The sequence below is a fragment of the Flavivirga aquatica genome, from assembly GCF_001747085.1.
Taxonomy (GTDB): Bacteria; Bacteroidota; Bacteroidia; order Flavobacteriales; family Flavobacteriaceae; genus Algibacter_C; species Algibacter_C aquatica.
In genome coordinates this window covers 23,327-45,628 of the sequence record NZ_MDJD01000044.1, presented here as the reverse complement: position 1 = coordinate 45,628, position 22,302 = coordinate 23,327, and the positions used below count along the sequence as shown (strand labels likewise).

General features: G+C 28.8%; 22 protein-coding genes. 7 read left to right on the top strand and 15 right to left on the bottom strand.

The genetic code is table 11. The features are described from left to right. Positions 1-276: DUF1801 domain-containing protein (locus A8C32_RS11500; RefSeq protein WP_240491734.1), on the bottom strand; the 276-nt coding region annotated here is incomplete at its 3' end. Beyond that, the gene (locus tag A8C32_RS11495; RefSeq protein WP_069830577.1) at positions 257-739 is read right to left on the bottom strand and encodes a hypothetical protein; all 483 of its coding nucleotides are present in this window, start codon (positions 737-739) and stop codon (positions 257-259) included. The genes A8C32_RS11495 and A8C32_RS11500, both read right to left, overlap by 20 nt. Before the next feature lie 695 nt (positions 740-1,434). Between A8C32_RS11495 and A8C32_RS11490 the strand changes: the two genes are divergently transcribed. From A8C32_RS11490 to A8C32_RS11475, 4 genes are all read left to right on the top strand, one after another. After that, complete coding sequence (locus A8C32_RS11490) at positions 1,435-2,142, top strand: hypothetical protein (protein WP_069830576.1); 708 nt, start codon at positions 1,435-1,437, stop codon at positions 2,140-2,142. A 501-nt stretch (positions 2,143-2,643) separates the two neighbouring features. Beyond that, positions 2,644-2,901 carry a hypothetical protein gene (locus A8C32_RS20660; protein ID WP_165605831.1) on the top strand — a complete coding sequence of 86 codons (258 nt, stop codon included), beginning with the start codon at positions 2,644-2,646 and terminating at the stop codon, positions 2,899-2,901. Next, positions 2,874-3,635, top strand: a complete 762-nt coding sequence (locus A8C32_RS11480) for a sensor histidine kinase (protein ID WP_069830574.1) — start codon at positions 2,874-2,876, stop codon at positions 3,633-3,635. Before A8C32_RS20660 ends, A8C32_RS11480 begins: the two co-directional genes overlap by 28 nt. Positions 3,636-3,784: 149 nt before the next feature. After that, positions 3,785-4,429: a response regulator transcription factor gene (locus A8C32_RS11475; protein ID WP_069830573.1), complete on the top strand. Its 645-nt coding sequence runs from the start codon at positions 3,785-3,787 to the stop codon at positions 4,427-4,429. A 17-nt stretch (positions 4,430-4,446) separates the two neighbouring features. Here the strand turns inward: A8C32_RS11475 and A8C32_RS11470 are convergent, their stop codons facing one another. The 7 genes from A8C32_RS11470 to mnmA form a co-directional block, all read right to left on the bottom strand. Next, positions 4,447-5,022 carry a phosphatase PAP2 family protein gene (locus tag A8C32_RS11470; RefSeq protein WP_069830572.1) on the bottom strand — a complete coding sequence of 192 codons (576 nt, stop codon included), beginning with the start codon at positions 5,020-5,022 and terminating at the stop codon, positions 4,447-4,449. A gap of 84 nt (positions 5,023-5,106) precedes the next feature. Further along, positions 5,107-5,334 carry a DUF8828 family protein gene (locus A8C32_RS11465; protein WP_069830571.1) on the bottom strand — a complete coding sequence of 76 codons (228 nt, stop codon included), beginning with the start codon at positions 5,332-5,334 and terminating at the stop codon, positions 5,107-5,109. A 17-nt stretch (positions 5,335-5,351) separates the two neighbouring features. Next, complete coding sequence (locus A8C32_RS11460; RefSeq protein WP_069830570.1) at positions 5,352-5,798, bottom strand: hypothetical protein; 447 nt, start codon at positions 5,796-5,798, stop codon at positions 5,352-5,354. Between the two features lie 6 nt (positions 5,799-5,804). After that, positions 5,805-7,193 (bottom strand): MATE family efflux transporter, encoded by a 1,389-nt coding sequence (locus A8C32_RS11455; protein ID WP_069830569.1) that lies wholly within the window; start codon positions 7,191-7,193, stop codon positions 5,805-5,807. A 263-nt stretch (positions 7,194-7,456) separates the two neighbouring features. Next, entirely contained in the window at positions 7,457-8,398 is a 942-nt protein-coding gene (locus A8C32_RS11450; RefSeq protein WP_069830568.1) for an NAD(P)H-dependent flavin oxidoreductase, read from the bottom strand. 3 nt (positions 8,399-8,401) lie between these two features. Further along, positions 8,402-10,042: a S8 family serine peptidase gene (locus A8C32_RS11445; protein WP_069830567.1), complete on the bottom strand. Its 1,641-nt coding sequence runs from the start codon at positions 10,040-10,042 to the stop codon at positions 8,402-8,404. Between the two features lie 24 nt (positions 10,043-10,066). After that, positions 10,067-11,254: a tRNA 2-thiouridine(34) synthase MnmA gene (gene mnmA, locus A8C32_RS11440; protein WP_069830566.1), complete on the bottom strand. Its 1,188-nt coding sequence runs from the start codon at positions 11,252-11,254 to the stop codon at positions 10,067-10,069. 171 nt (positions 11,255-11,425) lie between these two features. On the opposite strand from mnmA, the gene A8C32_RS11435 reads away from it, so the two are divergent. Continuing rightward, positions 11,426-12,412, top strand: coding sequence for a fasciclin domain-containing protein (locus A8C32_RS11435; protein WP_069830565.1), 987 nt, complete (start codon positions 11,426-11,428; stop codon positions 12,410-12,412). A gap of 99 nt (positions 12,413-12,511) precedes the next feature. Here A8C32_RS11435 and A8C32_RS11430 read toward each other — a convergent pair whose 3' ends face one another. From A8C32_RS11430 to pyrG, 3 genes are all read right to left on the bottom strand, one after another. Next, positions 12,512-13,201 carry a toxin-antitoxin system YwqK family antitoxin gene (locus A8C32_RS11430; RefSeq protein WP_069830564.1) on the bottom strand — a complete coding sequence of 230 codons (690 nt, stop codon included), beginning with the start codon at positions 13,199-13,201 and terminating at the stop codon, positions 12,512-12,514. 177 nt (positions 13,202-13,378) lie between these two features. After that, the gene (yidC, locus tag A8C32_RS11425) at positions 13,379-15,286 is read right to left on the bottom strand and encodes a membrane protein insertase YidC (protein WP_069830563.1); all 1,908 of its coding nucleotides are present in this window, start codon (positions 15,284-15,286) and stop codon (positions 13,379-13,381) included. Positions 15,287-15,407: 121 nt separating this feature from the next. Continuing rightward, positions 15,408-17,024, bottom strand: coding sequence for a CTP synthase (gene pyrG / locus A8C32_RS11420; RefSeq protein ID WP_069830562.1), 1,617 nt, complete (start codon positions 17,022-17,024; stop codon positions 15,408-15,410). Between the two features lie 213 nt (positions 17,025-17,237). Here pyrG and A8C32_RS11415 point away from each other — a divergent pair, with 213 nt between their 5' ends. Together A8C32_RS11415 and A8C32_RS11410 are read left to right on the top strand one after the other, a co-directional pair. Further along, positions 17,238-18,305, top strand: a complete 1,068-nt coding sequence (locus A8C32_RS11415; protein ID WP_069830561.1) for a hypothetical protein — start codon at positions 17,238-17,240, stop codon at positions 18,303-18,305. Positions 18,306-18,584: 279 nt separating this feature from the next. After that, positions 18,585-19,538, top strand: coding sequence for a hypothetical protein (locus A8C32_RS11410; RefSeq protein ID WP_069830560.1), 954 nt, complete (start codon positions 18,585-18,587; stop codon positions 19,536-19,538). A 9-nt stretch (positions 19,539-19,547) separates the two neighbouring features. Here A8C32_RS11410 and A8C32_RS11405 read toward each other — a convergent pair whose 3' ends face one another. The 3 genes from A8C32_RS11405 to A8C32_RS11395 all read right to left on the bottom strand — a co-directional run bounded on the left by A8C32_RS11405 (position 19,548) and on the right by A8C32_RS11395 (position 22,295). Then, positions 19,548-19,775: a DUF3820 family protein gene (locus A8C32_RS11405; protein WP_069830559.1), complete on the bottom strand. Its 228-nt coding sequence runs from the start codon at positions 19,773-19,775 to the stop codon at positions 19,548-19,550. A gap of 4 nt (positions 19,776-19,779) precedes the next feature. Beyond that, entirely contained in the window at positions 19,780-20,295 is a 516-nt protein-coding gene (locus A8C32_RS11400) for a DUF922 domain-containing protein (RefSeq protein WP_069830558.1), read from the bottom strand. Between the two features lie 77 nt (positions 20,296-20,372). Next, positions 20,373-22,295: an amino acid ABC transporter substrate-binding protein gene (locus tag A8C32_RS11395; RefSeq protein WP_069830557.1), complete on the bottom strand. Its 1,923-nt coding sequence runs from the start codon at positions 22,293-22,295 to the stop codon at positions 20,373-20,375. Positions 22,296-22,302: the final 7 nt, after the last annotated feature.

Sequence of the window (22,302 nt, the reverse complement as noted above, 5' to 3'; positions counted from 1 at the left end):
TTTTGGGTGGTCAATATATTGTCCTTCAACAAAAAGAATATAAGGTTCATCGGTTTTTTTATCAATCCATAGATAACAGAATGTTTTTGTTTTATAACAGAAACAAGGCATTCCATATTTTTTTGTTTCAGTTATATTTTTATCTTGATTTATAATAATGTTACGTAAAGTGAGCAAACAACTTTTATTTGGTTCATCTTTATCTAAATAGAAGTTATCATTTTGGTTCATTACAGTTTTAGTTTGACTATATTCTTTAAACTTCTCTATTTGCATTTTCCATATAGATTAGTTCGTTTTGATATTTATATTGAATACCTGAGGTTTTTGAATTGCGATTGTGATATTTTAAATTAAAATACTCAAGGTCTTTTATGTGACTAATATAATTTTTTAATACGTTTTCAATTTTCCAGATCAAGGCAGTTTCATTCCAACGATACCAATCTTTGAATTTCCCCGATCCATTTTGTTCAATCACCTTTTCTATTTTTAAAGCTTTTTTTGAATGCTCAAGAGCAGCATAAGCAGAAAGTTGATTTTTATGATAATCTTTATTAAAATAGTAGTTTAATGATTTTGTAAAGTCGGCTGCCACACCTGTTAAATGAAACATTTTTTGAGTTGGTAAAGCCATATCTATAGTATAAAAATTTAAACGACTACCAGATAATTTTCCTTTAGCCTCAAGAGTATGTTGAACAGATACGACCCACTTTTTTTCAGTTGAATTATACAAATTATAGTAAGCATCAAGTGCAAAATTTATTTAGGACAGGATTGACTTAAAACCTGTAATTTTTAATGCGTCTTCTATTGGCTCACTTTCTTTTATTACTGAACTAAATAGTGAATACTCTTCTATGGATTTTCGATGTAATCGTATTATTAATAACATGTCCTATTTCAAAAAATTGTACCGAACCCATTGCAGGTAATATTTTCAAATTTAGATTCATCAAAATTAACTGCAGCCTACAAGTAAAATAATTAATAAAAACACATTTACTTTAAATAAAATTTTCATGCTTTTTCTTTTTTAATCAAATATATCGTCTTCTATAACATAACTGAAATTAATATATATTGAATGGTTAGTTATTAAAAATAAAGAATGACCTAATTTATAATTTCATGATAATCTTTGGTTCAAAATTTCATCAATTTATCTACTTAAATGAAATTAGCAATTTTTCTCATGTCCTAAGCAGTTATTTATACAATAATACCACTTAGTATATAGGTTAATTAATCTAATTTACAAAATACAATAAGGGGAAAAACACCCTTTTTATCTAGTAAAAACATGGAATATAAATCATAATTAATTGATTTTAAATAAATTAAACTTAATTTATTTTAACATAATTATCAAATACGTTGTCTGTATTAGTATATAATGTAATTTTATAATCAAATTAATATCAATTAATCATGAAAAAAAACAAACCCTATCTTGTTATCCTATTAGTAGTCATGTTACTATTAATTATAGTTAAATTTTGTAAAGATAAAGAACCGCATACAGATGATGGAAACAATCCAACATATGCCGCACCAAAAAAAATCATTCCTATTAATAAAGGCATCGATTTATTTAAAGAATATCATAAAAACCGAACTAAATTAATCGAGCCACATTTAAGAAGACTTTACAACGATTCATCTTTTATAGACACCAAATTTGTTTGGTACAGTTTAGATGAAATTAAAGAATATATAGCCTATATTGAAAAAGTGCAAAAAACAAACCCTTCTTATAATGTTACAGGTATACGATTGTATTATGGTGCCTATTCAAATAAGCATGAAAAATTCCCTAATCAGCAAACTTTTTTTATGGTTCCAACTATGAAGTCTGAGAAACAAGACCCTAAACACAACAATATGAACCATATTCCTTTTTATATTGAATATGAAAAAGGAGGAAACCCTATTAAAGGGAATTTTGTAGCCATGGATGAATTAATGCTCGATTATAACAAAAAAGAAAGGCTCAATCCATACCTTAAATCTAACCAACAAGAAGGTAACTTTAGCCTTAATATATCAAGGCTATTTTCTTCAACAGCATTAAATAACGCAATAACTAGTCTTGTATATAATGAAAGTGAAGCAAGTCCTCCTCCAAGAAATAATTAAATAAGCATTACAAATCTATTTTCTATGAGAAGCCGTTTAATAGGATTTTAAATTTATCTTTATTCCAAATTCTACAAAATTAACCAAAAACGATTGTTTATGATGATCAATATTACTTATGAAAGCTTAAGAAGTTCTGTAAAATATATAGATCTTCTTACTGCTATCATTGGTACAATATATTTTTATAAGTATAAACACACCTGCTTAAAATACTTTCTTATAATATTATGGTATGTAGTAATAAATGAATTTTTAGGACTATACATAAGAAAAATGGGGTTCACATACAATCTCATAATATATAATATATATCATTTAATAAATTTTTCTTTTTTATTCATCCACTTTAAAAGATATGTAAAGAATAATAATCATAAAACATATATTAAATACTTTTTAATTATATATATAATTTCCTTTTTTGGAAATATGTTTTTACAGAATTATTTTAACCAATTAATAACTATCCCCTTCTTAATTGCTGCATTTTTTCTAATCATGGCTATAGCGTTTTATTTTACAGAAATTTTAAATACAAATAAAGTTTTGTATGTGGATAAAAATTTACTCTTTTGGATAAGTATTGGATTATTACTCTACCATATTGGAAAAATACCAACTAGAATTATGCGTAACTATTATGAGGAAATTCCAAATTTTGAAAATATTTTTATAGCAGAAAGTATTTTAAGTATTATTATGAATATTTGTTTTATTATAGGTTTTATATGCAGCGAGAAGGACAAGCAATATTAGTAGCCGTATTCACATTGGTATTTTTATGTATAATATTGATTATACTATTTGTTATTTTTCAAAAACGAAAAAATGCACTACTCCTAGAACAAAAAGTAAATGAACAGCATTTTGAGCAAGAAATTTCTAAAATGCAAATTGAAATTAGAGAAGAAACGTTTAGAAATATTAGCTGGGAATTACACGATAATATTGGTCAACTTATAACATTAGCTAAAATACAATTACAAAGTGGTGCCAGTATTGAAGACATTAAAGAGTCTTTAGACAAAAGCTTAAAAGAAGTAAGGACCTTATCACGTGCCATAAACCCTGAAGCCTTAAAAAACACCTCTTTAACTAAAGCTATACAACAAGAGTTAGATCGCTTTAACAGACTACAATATATTGAAGCTGAACTAATAATAACTGGTAAAGAAAAAATAATTAATCATGAAGTAGAAGTTGTTTTTTTTAGAATTCTTCAAGAATTCTTTTCTAACACTATTAAACACGCCAATGCTAGTCATTTAAAAATAATGATTAATTTTGATAAAAATGAAGTTAATATTATTGCCGAAGATAATGGCAAAGGGTTTAATATAAAAAATAATCCTGAGGATTCTGGAATAGGCTTATTAAATATTGAAAAAAGAGCACAACTTATTGGTGCTAAAATTAATATTGAATCTGCCATTAACGAAGGAACTAAGTTATATTTATCATACCCTTATACCAAAGACATTTCAAAATAATCAATACAAATAGTTTTCTTAATCAAGTTAAGTACAAATTTTTAATTATTAAAAACATAATCTGTAGTTAAACTTTAATTTTATACCTTAATAATTCAATTTCTTAATCAACCATTTTGAAACATATTTGGTGTTATTAACAATTTTATATGGAAGCCCGCACAATAGTTATTGTTGAAGATCACGTATTATTATCTCAAGCTATAAGTAGCTTAGTTAATTCTTTTAATGATTTTAATGTACTGTATTTATGTAAAAATGGACAAGAACTAGTAGATAAATTAAAATCGAATGCTAAACAACCTGACATTGTTCTTATGGATGTAAATATGCCAATAATGAATGGTATAGAAACAACACTACACTTAACTAATAATTACCCTAGTATTAATGTTCTTGCGCTTTCTGTAGAAGAAAATGAAGATATCATTATTAAAATGTTAAAAGCTGGAGCTAAAGGCTATTTACTTAAAGATGTAGAAAAAAACATTTTAGAAACTGCTTTACATGAAGTTTTAGACAAAGGGTTTTACCACACGCGAGATGTTGCGAAATTGCTTGTAAATACATTAAATGATGACTATCAAAATAATAAAACTCATTTAAAAGAAAGAGAAATAGAGTTCATTAAACTGGTTTGCACAGAATTAACATATAAAGAAATTGCAGAAAGAATGTTTTTAAGCCCTAAAACCATAGATGGATACAGAGACACTTTATTCTATAAACTTCAAGTAAAAAACAGAATAGGTTTAGTTATTTATGCTATAAAAAATAAAATCTATAATATTTAAAAACAATAATATATTTACTAAATAATAGTAGAGACAAACTTATTTAAAAGATACTTCGCTAACTTATAGAAAATAAAACCTGAAATAGCTCCAAAAGTAAGCCCACATACTATATCTAGCGGGTAATGTACACCTACATATATTCTACTATAAGCAACAATAGCACTCCAAAGTAATAGAATGAATATTAAATTTTTATAATGGGATTTAAGCATTAAACCTGCGAAAACTGCTGCTGCCATTGAATTTGATGAATGTCCCGAAAAGAAGCCATACTTCCCACAGCGCACAGCTATAAAGCGCATTTGATCTATTAAGTCTGCTTCACCACATGGTCTTGGACGCTGAAAGCCTCTCTTAAAAATATTTGTTATTTGGTCTGTGAATGTAATCATTAAGGCTACTACAACTACAAAAACCAACAACGATTTTAATCCATACTTTCTATAAAGCAAAAATAATAAAATTGCATATAAAGGAACAAACGTAAGCTTATGTGTAATAATCAACCATAAATTATCCCAAGCAGGTGTTCCTAAATTGTTTAAAAATAAAAATAAATCGGTATCGTAATTTAAAATTTGATCAATCATTTATATTCTTTTGATGTTATTCTCGTTGTACTCGTATATAGGTATTTATGACAATAAATAACTTAGTTGGTTCACTTAAATCAACTAATCTTCATATTTTGCTATTTCTTTATCATAAAATTCGGTCGCTAGCTTTATAGCATTTTCGGTTTCGATTTTAAGTTCCTTCTCATCTTCGGCATCAAAGTCTTCAAACCACTCTACGTCGTCATCTTCAAGATTAATAATAAATCTTGGAAATTCCGTATGAATTACAAAAATAGCATTTGGATAATCTGTATTATCTCCTAATATAAATTTTGGAAGTGTCATTTTTAACTTTAAATATATTAATTACATTTATTCATTGGTAAAGATTTCTTCTTATAATTAAGAAATACTTTATCAAACTTTTGTTCTACTATCATTTTTTCTTCGGCTTCACTAACAACAAAACTAATTTTTGTGAGCCATCTATTTGATACGTTAGAATAATCTGATTCTATTTCTTTAGTATCAGACCATAATATGGTTTCCTTCTTATTGTTTACAAATATAAGGCTACATCCATTAAATGTCTTTACGTTTGAGCCACTCAAAATAGCAACATTAAGAAATTTATAAATCGACACGTTTTGAAAAGACACTAAAAGCTGTCCATACTTAGATTCTGCTATTTTCTTTCCTTCTATATTCCTTATTAAATCTTCGGTATAAGTATCTACATGCGTACGTTCCATAGCTTTAATATTCCCTAAAGATGCTAATATCTTATCAATACTTTGTAATAATTTCATATAGACTTATAAATTAATACTAATGTTTTCTCTAATAAGTTTTTTTGTCAAATAATTAAATCGAATATACAATAAAATAGCTGCTGTAGTTAGACCAGCTAATAGCCCTAACCAAATACCAAAACTTCCATAAACATCTTCTTTTCCTAAAAACCAACTTACTGGAAAACCTATTAACCAATACGAAATAAAGGTAATTATGGTTGGGATTTTAACATCTTGTAATCCACGCAAAGCTCCTAGAACCAATACTTGTATACTATCACTAATTTGATAAATCGCAGCAGCAATTAACAACTTTGAGGCGATACTAATCACTTCTGTATTATCAACAAGGTTTTTAGCGTCATCAAAATCTACATAGATTTTTGGTAACTGCTCATGAAACACAAAGAAAATAATAGCAAAACCAATGGCAAAAATAATTGCCATTAAAAATAATGAATATGCAATGCGACGTAATTCAAGATAAGTTTTTAATCCTTTTTGATTACCAACACGAATCATAGCTGCAACACTTAAGCCCATGGCTATCATAAATGTCATGGATGATAAATTTAATGCTATTTGATTTGCTGCTTGCGGGTTTTTACCTAATAAGCCACTAAGCCATACTGCTGCAGTAAATATGGCTACTTCAAAAAACATTTGCATAGCGCTTGGTGTTCCTAAATCAATAAGCTTTTTCAACATTAACTTATCTAAAACAAAAAACTTAATATGAGTTACAAAAGCTTTTGTTTTTTCTTTAGCTCGTAATAAAAACCACAAATGCCAAACCATAATAATTCGAGATATTAAAGTACCATAAGCCGCACCTAGAATGCCCATTTCTGAAAATCCAAACTTTCCAAAAATTAATACGTAGTTTAAGGCTATATTTATAACATTTCCTAATATGGTTGAATACATGGGAAGCTTAGTCATAGACATGCCGTCACTAAATTGTTTAAATCCTTGAAAAATAATTAAAGGAATTAACGAACATGCTACTAAATTTAAATATGGTATTGCTAACCCAACAACTTCTATAGGTTGTTTCATTAAATACATTAATGGTTTTGCTAGAAATACTATTAAAAAAAGTAATATACCTAAAACGGAACATAAGAACAGACCGTGCTTAAAAGATGATTTTCCTTTCAAAAAATCCTTTGCTGCATCTGCTTCTGCTATTAATGGTGTTATAGCTGTAGAAAAACCAATACCAAAAGACATAGCAATAAATACAAAACTATTACCTAAAGAAACTGCTGCTAATTCAGCTGTTCCTATTTGTCCAACCATAATATTGTCTATAAAACTAACAAAGGTATGCCCTAACATACCTAACATTACCGGGGCTGCCAATTGCCAATTGTATTTAAACTCTTTAGTATAGTTACTTAATTGCATGATGCAAAAGTAAACTTTAGCTATAGTTTATACCAATTTTATAACATTCTTTTAATTTCTTAAAATAAACAATAAATAGCATATTATTATATACAGAATTTTCATACATTAGCTGTGCTTTAAAAAGTATATTAGAAACATTTAGCTTTTATTTTATAGGGATACAAAAATTTTTAGTTGAGGTTTCAATATTAAGGAGGAAAAATTACTTTTCCTCCTTTTAGTATATATTAATATATGTAATTAAGTTTAAGAAAAATACACTATAAACTTGAAGTCATCTTTTTAGCTTCTTCAAACTCTTCAACCAAATCAGTGACAATTTCTAGAACAGGTTTTATATCATGAATGAGCCCTGAAACTTGACCTATTTCCAATTCGCCTTCATCCAAGTCGCCTTCAAACATACCTTTTTTGGCACGTGCTCTGCCTAATAATGTTTTTAACTGTTCTGGCGTTGGCGCTTTTTTATAAAGTTCTTGAATGTTATTAAAAAATTTATTTTTAATTAATCTAACTGGAGCTAATTCTTTAAGGGTTAATTGCGTCTCCCCTTCTTTAACATCTACAACTAATTGTTTAAATGTTAAATGTGCAGAACTTTCTTCACTTGTTACAAACCGACTTCCAATTTGAACACCGTCTGCTCCTAAAATCATAGTTGCTAACATAGCTTTTCCTGTAGCAATACCTCCAGCAGCAATTAATGGAATGTGTATTTGTTCTTTAACCATAGGTATAAGTGTCAATGTTGTCGTTTCATCTCTCCCATTATGTCCTCCAGCTTCAAAGCCTTCTGCTACAATAGCATCAACACCTGCCTCTTGAGCTTTTAAAGCAAATTTAACACTGCTTACTACATGCACAACGGTAATACCTCTTTCTTTTAACCATGAAGTCCATGTTTTTGGATTTCCTGCAGATGTGAATACAATTTTCACGCCTTCTTCTACAATAATATCCATGATTTCTTGAATCTTAGGATATAGCATAGGTACATTAACACCAAAAGGCTTTTTTGTTGCTTTTTTGCATTTCTGTATATGTTCTCTCAATACTTCAGGATACATGGACCCTGCTCCTATTAAACCTAAAATTCCCGAATTACTACATGCCGAAGCAAGTTTCCAACCGCTATTCCAAATCATTCCTGCCTGAATTATTGGATATTTTATATTGAATAATTTAGTAATTCGATTATCCATATACTATTCTTTTACTAGTTTAAATGTTTTTGATATACCTTTAATTTCTACCTTGGCTATGTAAATACCTTTTGGTAATAAACTCATGTTAATTGTATTATTCTCATTTGAAATTAAAAAAGTATTAATCTCATTTCCTAAAATATCAAAAAGACGTAATGCAATTACTGCTTCATTTAAAGGTGTTTTAACGTGAATTGTTTCTTTAACTGGATTCGGAAATAAATCAAATGCAATACTTTTAAAATCATTGGCTTCTGTTGATAATGCCAAATTTAATGATTTTTCTAAATCTGGTATACCGTACCCCAGAAAGTAATCTGGTGTTGTATATTGAGAGGCAGACTCTCTAACCAATTGCATAATTTCTGCATTCGTTTTATTAGGTAAAGCTTCCCATAAACAAGCTATACCTCCTGCTATAGTTGGAGAACTAAAAGATGTCCCATTAAATGTCTTAATCTCATCTTTTTCTGTTATGGCGTAATTAGCTGCTCCTTGTGCTACTACATCTGGCTTTTGAGTAGACTGAATTGCAGTACCTCTTGAACTAAAAGAAGCATAATTTCCACTAGCAGTAACAGCTCCAATACTTAAAACCCCCGAGGCATCTGCAGGCGCACCAACTGTACCCCAAGTATCATTCCCTGAATTTCCAGCAGAATTGACTATAAGCATACCTTTTTCGAATGCTATATTTGCCCCTTTAGTTATGTAAGCTGTATTTCCATTCATATCTGCTGGTGTATAGCTATAATTAGAATTATCATAAGTTGTATACCCTAAAGAAGAGTTAATAATATCTACTCCTAAACTATCTGCTCTTTCTACTGCTTCTACCCAATAACTTTCTTCTACAGGATTTTCATTGATTGCGTCTTCAGTTATAAATAAATAATAAGAAGCATCTGGAGCCGTACCGACATATTCATCTTGTACAAAACCAGCCATATTACTTAATACTAATGTACCATGGCTACTTTTCGCATTTGTATAAACATCAATATCTCTATTTACAAAATCGTAACTTCCTTTTATGTTTCCAGCATCTCTTAGCCTTTTAAAAGATGTCATCACATTTACATTCAGATAACCTCCATCTAAAACTGCAATCGTTATACCAGATCCTGTATAATTTGCAACATGTAAATCATCGCCATTAAACATCTCTATTTGGTTAAAAGCATTTCCATAATTAAATGTTTTTAAAGTACTTTCTAGCTTAAACTTTTTTTGAGATCTAAAATTTCTTTTCTTTTCTGCACTTTTACTATTTACATTCAAACTCTTATCAGCAAAGTCTATTCTATCGATAAAACCAAGACTATTAAGTGCTTCTATATCTATTTGATTGCCCCTAACATGCACAGCATTAAACCATTTAGATTTAGCCATAACAGTTATACCTGTAGCGTTTTTAAGTTGTGCTATATAATTTTCATTTACAGGAACATCTCGTTCATCAATAGAAATGCTATGGTTATTCTTTCTGTCAATTGCCTTTTGGGTGATTATATTAAGCGGATTAGCTATTAAAGCTTCAACATTTTCTTTATCTGTTAAGTAGACCCATGCATCTTGTTGAGCAAATACTTTAAACTGAATAATACCTAATAGTAGTAATAATAATATTCCTTTTTTCATAATACGAAGATTTTTATTACAAATCTACGAAATTACTCCCGAACCTATAAGCTCTTTATTTAAATACCATGCAGCAAATTGTCCTTCTGCTATAGCCGATTGAAAATTTTCAAATTCAATATACAAGCCACTATCTACTTTATACAACGTAGCATTTTCTAGTTGTTGTCTATATCGAATTCTAGCTTGTACTTGCATCGTTTCATCCACTTTTAATGTTAAATCTTCTCTAACCCAATGTAATTCCTCATTAGTTATAAATAAAGCTCGTTTTAATAAGCCTGGATGCTCTTTACCTTGTCCTGCATATATTACATTTTCATTAACATTTGTATCAATTACAAATAAAGGCTCTACAGTACCTCCTACACCCAATCCTTTACGTTGTCCTTTTGTAAAATAATGAGCACCTTGGTGTTTACCTACTATCTTTCCTTGATCAATTTTATAATCGACTTTGCGTGATAAATATCTTAATTTATCTTCTTCAGACTCGAATTCTGTTTTAACGTAATTGTAAATCTCTTGTTCTTTAGGGATTTCTACAATAATGCCTTCTTTTGGTTTTAATTGTTGCTGAAGAAAATCTGGTAATTTAACCTTTCCAATAAAACAAAGTCCTTGAGAATCTTTCTTTTCTGCAGTAACTAAATCCAATTTAGCTGCAATCTCACGTACTTCTGGTTTTGTTAATTCACCTATAGGAAATAAAGATTTTGCTAATTGTTTTTGAGATAGTTGACATAAAAAATAAGATTGATCTTTATTACCATCGACACCTGCTAATAGTTGATACGTTTCTTGCCCTTCATTTTGAATTGTTCCTTTTCTACAGTAATGCCCTGTTGCTACATAATCTGCTCCAAGTTCTAAAGCAATATTCATAAAAACATCAAACTTTATTTCTCTATTACAAAGTACATCTGGGTTTGGTGTTCTTCCTTTTTTATATTCATGAAACATATAATCTACTATACGTTCTTTATATTGTTCACTTAAATCAACGGTTTGAAAAGGGATTCCTAATTTTTCAGCAACTAGCATGGCATCATTACTATCATCCAACCAAGGACATTCATTGGATATGGTCACAGAATCATCGTGCCAGTTTTTCATAAACAAACCTATAACTTCATAACCTTGCTCTTTTAACAAATAAGCAGCAACACTAGAATCTACACCTCCTGAAAGCCCAATAATAACTCGTTTCATTATAAAAAATTAGTTCACAAAGATACGCATATTTAAAGAAATTTATGAATTTAAAAAGAGACTTCAAATATATAAAAACACCTATAACATTGATTTTCAGCAAATAAAAAATGTATTATTTTTATTTTGTTTAATTATTTTGTATTTTTATTAAACAAAAAATATTTAATTATGAAAACTTTAGATTATTTAAAAAGATTAACCCTTGCCTTTGCTACAGTATTATTACTTTTTTCTTGTAATAATGATGATGATGACAATATCCAAAGAGCCACCCAAACTATAGCTGAATTAGCTTCTAACACTCCTAATTTAAGTAAATTAGTATCTGCTTTACAGCGTGCCAATTTAGTTACTACGCTTGATGGTTCACAACAATTTACCGTATTTGCTCCTACTAATGATGCTTTCGACACTTTTTTGAGTGCTAATAATTTCGCTTCTATTGATGATGTTCCTATAGATATCTTAACGCAGGTATTATTAAATCACGTTATTGACGGTGAATTTCCATCATCAAATATATTTACAGGTTATGGTAAAACACTTGCCACATATTCTAATACAAACTTAAATTTAAGTTTATACCTAAATACTACTAGTGGCTTAACTATAAATGGAACATCCAGTGTTGTGACTCCTAATGTTGATGCTACTAATGGTATAATTCATATTGTAAATGCTGTAATAGATATTCCAACTATTGTAACATTTGCTACAGCAGACCCTAATTTTAGTACTTTAGTTAATGCGTTAACAACATTAACTCCAGGAACTAATTTCGCTGAAATATTATCAAGAACAACTGGAGGCAATAATGATAATATAAATCCTCCCTTTACTGTTTTTGCTCCATTAAATTCTGCTTTTGATGCTTTATCTGCAATACCAGCAGAACCTGAATTAACTCAAATATTATTACATCATGTCGTTTCTGGAAATATTTCTTCTGGAAACTTAATACCTAATGATGATACTAATGCTTCTAGTTTACATGGTGATAATCTTACAATAACTTTACCAGGGATAGGTAATAATGTTGCAGGTTTAACTGATGGATCTGGAAATTCTGATATAGGAATAGTTTTTGTAGATGTACAGGCGAGTAATGGTATTATTCATATTATAAATAAAGTAGCAACACCAAGTTCTCCTTAAAACACAATTTGGTTAGTTTGTTAATTGTAGATGTTTTTTATAGTCGTAATTAAAAAATAATCTATAAGAAAAAGCTCCTTAATATTAAGGGGCTTTATTTTATTTTCGTTTATATGAAAAATCTTTTTCTTCAATTAATTTACCATTTTCATAATACTTCCATATACCATGCTTTTTCCCTCTTTTGTATACGCCCTCTGTAATTAACTCCCCTATGGCATTATAAAATTTAGAATGACCATGTAATTCTCCATTCTTATAAATGAATTCTTTTATCAAAACTTTATTTTGCGAATAATTAAAAGAAACTCCATCTAATTTTCCATTTAGATAATTTTGTTTTTCAGCTATTACTCCATTTGGATAGTATACTAAACGTTCTCCATCTAATTCACCTAATTTATTAAAATGCTCTAAAGTTAAAAGTTTATCTGATCTTTTTTGATAATACTTCCAAGTACCTATATACGTTTTGCCATCCATTTGGCCTTCACTAATAAGCTTACCTCGACTTGTAAAAAACTTTACTTCCGCTATATTATTATTTTCATTAAACTGCTTTGTTGCCGTTAGAATAGCTTTCTTTCTAATTTTTTTATAAAACTTAAACAGTCCTATTTCTTTACCATGTAAAAACTCACCTTCATATCTTAATATATTAGTATTCTTAAAATTCTTTTTCCAAATACCATGACGCTTGTTATTTTTATCAAATTGGTTAACATCTTGTGCTAAAGTAATAACATGTGCTAATAAAAATAAAACTAATATTGATTTTGAAAATTTCATATCTCTATACTTTATAATAATGAATTTTGATTTTCTATGAATAAAAAAATAAACGATAAAAATAAACTCAAATTGTATACCATACTAATTCAACTATACAAATCAATTTAAATATAACAAAAAAGCTGTCAAACAAAATTGACAGCTTTTTAAAAATTCAAGTATTATTCAACGTATTTATTTACGTTTCTTTTGCTGTGCTTGAGCTTGTTTTTGTTTTTCGGCCTGTTCCATCATTTCTTGCATACGGGCTTGAAACTTATTTTGTTTTTTAGGTTTCTTTTTATTTTCTTGAATTTGAGCATGAATCTTATCCTCATCAAGAATATAATTTTTAATGACTAAAATAATACCTATACTAATTAAGTTTGAGATGAAATAATATAAACTCAATCCTGATGCATAATTATTAAAGAAAAACAACATCATTATTGGAGAGAAATACATCATGTATTTCATCATTTTCCCCATATCTGGCATACCTTCTTGCTGTGGTTGTGTATTAACTTGTTGACCAGTAGTTAAACGCATATAAAAGAATATAGCTATAGATGCCAATATTGGAAATAAACTTACGTGATTTCCATAAAATGGGATATTGAATGGTATGTTAGCAATAACATCATAAGATGATAAATCATCTGCCCAAAGGAAAGGTTTCTGTCTTAAATCGAAAGCCGAAGGAAAAAATTGAAACAACGAATAAAATACAGGCAATTGTATTAAAGCTGGTAAACACCCTGCCATAGGGCTCGCTCCTGCTTTTGTTTGCAATGCCATAGTTTCTTGCTGTGCCTTCATTTTATTGTCTTTATGCTTTTCACGAATAGCATCTAATTCTGGTTTCAAGATTTTTAACTTAGCTTGAGATAAGAATTGTTTGTATTGCACAAAAGATAACAACAGTTTAATTAAAACTGTCATAACTATAATAGCTATACCATACGGTAAAAAACCACCTAAAAAGGTAAATAATGGCATGAAAATATAACGGTTTATCCAACCAAAAATTCCCCAACCAAATGGTACGATCTCATCTAAGTTTCTGTCGTAAGCATTCAATACTTTAAAATCACTTGGTCCATAATACCAATCCATAGATTGGTTTATCTCTCCTCCTTGTAACTCTAATGGTATACTAGCTGCAAAACTTTTTGTATAAACGGTATCTATTACTTCATCATCTACTAAGTTTTCAGCTTTAATATGTACCTTTTTAAAACGTGAATCTGTTAATAATACAGAAGTAAAGAAATGTTGTTTATAACCAATCCAAGCAACATCTTCGATCTCTTCATCAGCTTCTCTTGGTCCTGTATAATCATCTTTACCTCCTTCGTAATCGTAATGAATATCTGTATATCTATTTTCGTAAGAAATACTTTTGGCATGTCTATACCCTTTTAAATTCCAATCTAAATTAATAGCTTGAGATCCATTAATAACATTACTTAATCCTTGAGAGCGAATAGTGAAATTCATCATATAATCACCATCTTTCAACTCATAACGGTACTCTAAAAATTTACTTTCAGAAACCTTTAATTTCATTGAAATAACTGTAACATCACCGTTTTTTGTTACCGATGGTTGAAAAGGTAAATCTTTAGTATTACGAATTCTACTATCTGTTGTTCCAAAATTAATATTAAAGGACGCATTATTATCTTTTACTAGATAAATAGGATTTGAATTATAATCTACGAACTTCTTTAATTTAACTTCAGAAAGAGCTCCTCCCAGATTACTAAACTTTAAAGCTAATAAATCACTTTCAACTACAGTTTCCTTATCTGATGTTTTTGATATTGTGAAAGCATAAGCAAGCGCTCCATATTTATTCTTTAACGCTATTTGTTGAAGAGAATCGCCTGCAGAACCTAATACAAAATCTTCTACTGTGGTTACTTTTGTTTGCTCTTTATTTATAGCTTTCTTTTCGACCTCTACTTGTTCTTGCTTTGCTTTTTCCTGTGCTTCCAACTCTTCTGGAGATGGTGCATTTTGCCAAAGCATATAAGCCAATATTCCGAAAATAAGTACAAAACCTATAATCGAATTAATATCTAATTTTTTTTCTTCCATGTATTATTTAATAAACTGGTCAATTATAATTAATGTAGTAATATTAATATCCTCATATACATAAGAATAACAAATAGCATATCAAATAACTATCCAATATTAACTTTATGCCATAGTGGCATTATTTTTTACTTTTTTTCTTTAAAGCTGCTTTTATAAATGCCACAAATAATGGGTGTGGGTTAGCTACAGTACTTTTATATTCTGGGTGATACTGTACCCCAACAAACCATGGATGATTGGATACTTCGACAATCTCTACCAAGCCTGTGTCTGGATTTAGTCCTGTGGCTACCATACCTGCAGCATCCATTTGTTCTTTATAATTACTATTAAACTCATAACGGTGTCTATGACGTTCTTTAATACTTTTAGTATTATATAAATCATACACTATACTTCCTTCCTTTAACTCACATGCCCAAGCTCCTAATCGCATAGTACCTCCTTTATCTGTAACAGATTTTTGATCTTCCATTAAATCAATAACAGGATTGCTTGTATTTGCATTCATTTCGGCAGAATCTGCATCTTTAATTTCTAAAACATTACGTGCAAACTCAATAACTGCCATTTGCATTCCTAAACAAATTCCTAAGAATGGAATATTATTTTCACGAACAAACTTTACTGCTGTTATTTTACCTTCAATACCTCTTTCTCCAAAACCAGGTGCCACTAAAACACCATCTAGATGGCCTAATTTTAGTTTAATATTATCTTCATTTAAATACTCTGAATGCACAGACTCAACCTTTACCTTTACCTCATTCTCTGCTCCTGCATGAATAAATGCTTCAAGTATAGACTTATAAGAATCTTGTAATTCTACATACTTCCCAATTAAACCAATAGTTACTTCAGTTTTTGGGTTTTTATGGCGATGTACAAATTTATTCCAAATAGATATATCTGGTGTAGAATTTTTTAATCCTAACTTTTTAAGTACTACTTTATCTAAGCCTTCTTCCAACATTAAATTTGGTACATCATAAATAGTAGAAGCATCTATAGATTGTATAACTGCTTCTTCTTTTACATTACAGAATAATGCCAACTTTCTACGCAAGTCTTTTGGTAAATTATGCTCTGTTCTACATACCAAGATATCTGCTTGCACACCACTTTCCATAAGTGTTTTTACACTATGCTGTGTTGGTTTAGTTTTTAACTCTCCTGCTGCAGATAAATACGGTACTAATGTTAAATGAATAACAACACCATTATTTTCTCCTAAATCCCAACGTAGTTGACGTACGGCTTCTATATAAGGTAAAGATTCGATATCACCAACAGTTCCTCCTATTTCGGTAATTACAATATCATAATCGCCAGATTTTCCTAAAATTTGAACACGACGTTTGATTTCATTAGTAATATGAGGTACAACTTGCACCGTTTTTCCTAAAAACTCTCCGCGACGTTCTTTTTGGATTACACTTTGGTAAATACGGCCTGTTGTTACATTATTGGCTTGGCTTGTTGGAACGTTTAAAAAACGCTCATAGTGACCTAAATCCAAATCGGTTTCAGCTCCATCCTCTGTAACATAGCATTCTCCATGCTCATATGGATTTAAAGTTCCTGGATCTACATTAATGTATGGATCTAATTTTTGGATAGTTACTCTATAACCTTGCCCTTGTAATAGCTTTGCAAGTGATGCTGCTATTATCCCTTTTCCTAAAGAAGAAGTAACCCCACCGGTTACAAATATATATTTTGTTGTATTTGTCATGTTGCGCTTATAAACGCAGGCAAATTTACAAAATTAAAATAGTTATTAAAGAATAGTTTTTTAGTTATTTGAAGAGATTTGTTAACAGTAATTTGAGTAAGGGAAATTCTATTTACATATAGTATTTATAAGATTTTATTTATTAGAATAATTGTACTGTTAATTAACATAAACTACATTTGCTTTTTTTAAATTCAACAAAAATTATTTTTTATGAAAAAACTTAATCTACTTTTTATTTTAACAGTTTTTACTACACTTACATTTACATCATGCAGTAGTAATGATGATTCGAATTCTGGCTCAAAAGAAGAAGAAACAGGAACTGTGAAAATTCCATTAACAACAATTGAACAAGGTGTATCTATTGAAGGAGCTGTGAAAAATCAAGGCACACCACCTGCACCTAATAGCAATTTAGATTTTCAAATTAGCACAACTAATCAAGATGCTTTTTTAAATTCTGGTTTTAATATTCAATTCGCTTCAAATGATAATATTGCTGGAGCTTATATTGTATTAAAGGATACTGATGGTAATAATGCTAGTGATTATTTAGATGTTCCAGCCTCAGCATTTAATAATGAAGGAGGCTCTAAAAGTGGCAAATCTTCTGCTAAAAGCAAAAAAGTTGATAGATCCACTACAAACAAGGCTAAAGAAGATGAAGAAAATGATACTATAAAAGTAAGTTTTGACACACACGTTCCTGTAGGTAATTTTTGTTATGATATTTGCTTATACGATGCATCAAATAATATTAGTCAAATCCAAACCATATGTGTAACCATTAACTCTTGGGGTGGTAACACATCTATTGTTGGAGAATGGGTATTTGACAGAGAAGATGATAATAATAACAATTCCACTACTATTACTTGTGATAATGAAGACACGATTGAGGCTAATTATGATAAGATCATAAAAGAAGAATGGACTTTTGTTTTAAATGAAGATGGTACTTATTATGAAATTTATAATGACGAGTTTCAATCTTTAAATTATAGTGAATCTGAAGCAAGTTGTACGGTAACATATGATACTGAAATAAAAAAAGAGAATGAGAAGTTTTCAGGAAATTGGACATATAATGAAGATGACAAAACTTTGACTGTAATCGATTTTAAACGTGAAGATTTTATAGATTCATCAAAAAATGAAGAGTTTGAAAATGGAGAAGTATATTTTGCAAAAGTAATAGTAGAGGTTATTTCAGGACAATTAGTAATTACAGAAACTGATGGTGATGATATCATAAAAATATATTTCAATAAAAAATAATTTCATATCTAAAAATAGATATTAACAAATACCTAAAAGGCAGTAATTAAAAATTACTGCCTTTTTCTTATAAGTTACTCTATCATTATAAATTAATATCATTTTAACTAACATTAACTATACTTGCTTTTCTTAAATCCTTTTAGTCTTCTATATAAGCTGTTATTATCATATTCCTTTATTTTTTTTATAAAATATTGAATGTGTTAGAAATATTACCGAAATTCGCCAAAAATCAATTAATTTTCATATAACCCCAAATTATATTTTAAGATTAAAATGAAAAACATAATCCTACTCTCGCTGCTATTCTTTCAAGCTTACTGTATAGCCCAAGAAAACCCAATTATAGATTTACAAATAAGTAAACTTAATGGCTCGATTAAGTCTATTCAAGAGTTTCATTTAGATACTAAAGCTAATACTGTATCTCAAACCAATAGTAATGTTAATAATTATAAAGAAAGCATAGATAATTTCCCGATCTACAAACGATTCTTTAATGAAAAAGGTTACGAAACAGAATACCACGAATATGACAGTATCGGTCTATTAATAGGTAAAACAGAATATCTGTTAGATTCTGAAATGAAAAAGCTTAAGTCAAAACATTTTAATTATGTTAAAAATAATTTTGTAGTAAAAAAGCACAACAAATCTTTAGTTTTTCTTTATGATTTAAAAAACAGGCTTTCAGAAATGACTTCTATCAATATAGATCTAGTTACCACAAAAAAAATATTTATTTATAATGATAAAAACAACATTATAGAAATCGCTTATGAAACTGAGGATGGATCATATAACGGAAGAACAAAATATTTCTATGATAAAAAAGGAAATTGTATAAAAGAGATAACTTATACTCCTATAGATAACACTATTGAAAATATATTTATTAAAAGATATAATTCCTATAATTATGTTTCTAGTTTACTCAAATTAAATCCTGGTGGTTTATTATTAAACACAATAACTTACGAGTACGAATATGATTCTAAAAATAATTGGATAATAAGATTTGCTAAAAATGAAAACGTTATAGAAAATATAACAAAAAGAAATATTGAATATTATAGTGATTTAAAACATAATGAGCTTGAAGAAGCTGAAAGTAGTGTGAAAAAGGAGGAATTAAAAATAAAAAATCAACTAATAACTAACGAAGAGGACAGTTATAAAATAAGAGAAATTCAAGAGCAACTCAAAAATAATAAAAAAGAAAAGCCCTAATAAAAATTTCTATTTAGGATACTGCCTTCTTATGTTCCAAATCAACTCTTCTAAACCGTTTAATTTCAAATCATAAACCTGTTTTAGCATATCTCCTAATTTTCCTTTAGGAAAACCTTTACTGTGATACCATATCACATAATACTCTGGTAAATCAATTAAATAACGGTCTTTATACTTACCAAAAGGCATTTTTGTATGTGCTAAATCTATTAAAAATTGTTTATCTGGTAACATAGGTTTAATTTACAGATTTGTATTTCGAAAGCTTTTTTAGTTCAGTTCTTATATATAGTTTCCATTTAGCTTGTGCTTCGATATTTCTAGAATAGTTTGTTTCATCATCATAATTATCTTGCATCAGCGAAACCTCTTTATTAATAGTGTTATGAATACCTTGTAATTCTTTTTTAACGTTATTCGATACTTTTAATCTACTAATACGCTGTCTAAATTTACGAGCATATAACTCAGTAATATCAAAATGTAATTGTTCATGCCCTAAAATATGATCATTTACTTGCTCCGTTTTATACCATGAATCTTCTGGATAGAAATAAGCATAAACTTCCGAAGTAAAACTCAAAACTTTAGTACTAGATTTTTTAATAGAATAACCAAATGTTATTCCAGATGCTGTAATAGCTACAGCACTAGAACTGTTATCTGGTTTTGCTTTAAAATCTACCCAAGATAATTTACGAGAAGTATTCCAAGATAGCACAGGCTCATCTTGAACACTTAAAAAACAAAACATTAGAATAAAAAACTTAATCACAAGGTTATTACTAGCTTTAATTAAAAATATATACGTAGCACTTAATAACGTTTATACTATTTAACCTCTATAACTGTTAAATCGTCATACTTAACGAGATATACAGTATTATTAAAATAACCTCCTAAAAGCTCTTTTTTATAAAAAAACTTATTTTCTACATATTCTGTTAATGGCACATCTTTTACAGACATATATAGGTTTTCTGAAGTCACTAGACGTAACACTACATCCATAGTTAAATCAAATCCTTTAATCGCTCTTTTATTAGGTGTAATATTATTATTCATGCTTTTGTATTTTTTAACAAAGGCATTGTTAACATTTTCATTGTACTCCTTAGATGCTGTTGCATAGTGAAACTGTAATTTAGATAAATGCGTATTATTTATTTCATCACCTTCAAACGCAGAATTAATATTAGTGGTAACTAATACAATCTCCATGGCCTTTTTACGTAAGTCTTTATTTTCTTCTTGAATTAAAGAAGCTAAAACACTAGTTACATTAGATGCAAAACCATTATTTTGAGTTTCCAAAAACACAACATTTTTGCCAGGTTTAAGAACATCTTTTATATCATCAACTAACACATAGTTTTCATCTTTACCTTCTTTATTCTTTCTTGAGAGTATTTGCTTTGCATTGTTAAACTCTAGCATAATAGCTTTTGCTATGTCTTTATTTTGAGTATCCGAAATAACAATGACATTATTAACTAAGCTATCAGTCTTTACAAAATTTATAATTTTATTTTTTAATAAATCATCTGAAGGTCTAGACTGAAATACATTATCGTATAATTTTAATTTCTTACCTATAGGAGATATTACTGGGATATTATACACTCTTAATTCTGAAGCTACTTTATCGAAAGTAACAGGGGTTAAAGGTCCGATGACAGCATCTACATCTTCAAAATTATTTTCATCAATAATTTTTGTGACTTCTCCAACCTCATACCTTGTATCATAAACATCTACTTCAAGAGACAATCCAAGAGTTTTTAAAGAATCTATCGCAACTAAAATACCAGAATAAAAATCTAGCGAGGCATTTAAATATGGATCTTTTTTAATACTACTTTTAGTATCCTCAGTAGAATCAAAATCTACACGATTTAACCTAAAAGGAAGCATCACTGCAATACGTTTTTTATTGAAATCTGAAATACTATCAATTAAATTAATACGCTTTAAATCCACTTCAGCATCGCCAGCCATATTTGAATATGGTATCTTTAAAACCATACCATTTTTCAATCCTGTTTCTTTTAAAATAGGATTTAATGCCTCTAACTCTTCCTTTTCCAAACCTAATTTAAGTTTAAGACGGTAAAACCCTTCTTTAGGTAAAACTTTATAATAGCTGTACTTCTCATCAACCTCTTTCTCTTCTTCTCCTCCAATATTAGGCACTTTTATAACCTCTCCTTCTTTTAAAACCTCTGCCATATCTGGATTAAGGTTTTCCAATTCAGAAATCGTTATTCCAAATTTATAAGCAATACGCCATTTGCCCTCTTTAGGTAAAACAGTATAATCTTTAGTTTGTTTTTCTACAGTTTCTGTAACTTTAAATATGGGTATTTGAAGTTTATCTCCTTTACGTAATGGGTTAGCGTATAAAAACGTATTATGTTTTTTTATATCGTCTTCCAAAATTTCATATTTTTTAGACAAACTATATAATGTTTCTTTACGTCTTGTTTTATGTGTTTTGAAACCTTTTATTTCTTTAACAATTGTTACTTTAGGCGGATTTGCTTTTGAAATAGGTATTATTAAAACAGTATTAGGTTTAAGTTCTTTTTTAGCATCTGGATTTAGGGCATAGATATCATTAGGAGTTACAAAATACCGCTCTGCAATACTTTCTATAGTTTCTCCATTTTTTACATTATGTGTACTAAAATTTTGTGCGCTAACTGAAGTAAAAGTTAAAACCAAAATAACTACTACTAATAATAATCTATTCATACTGTTG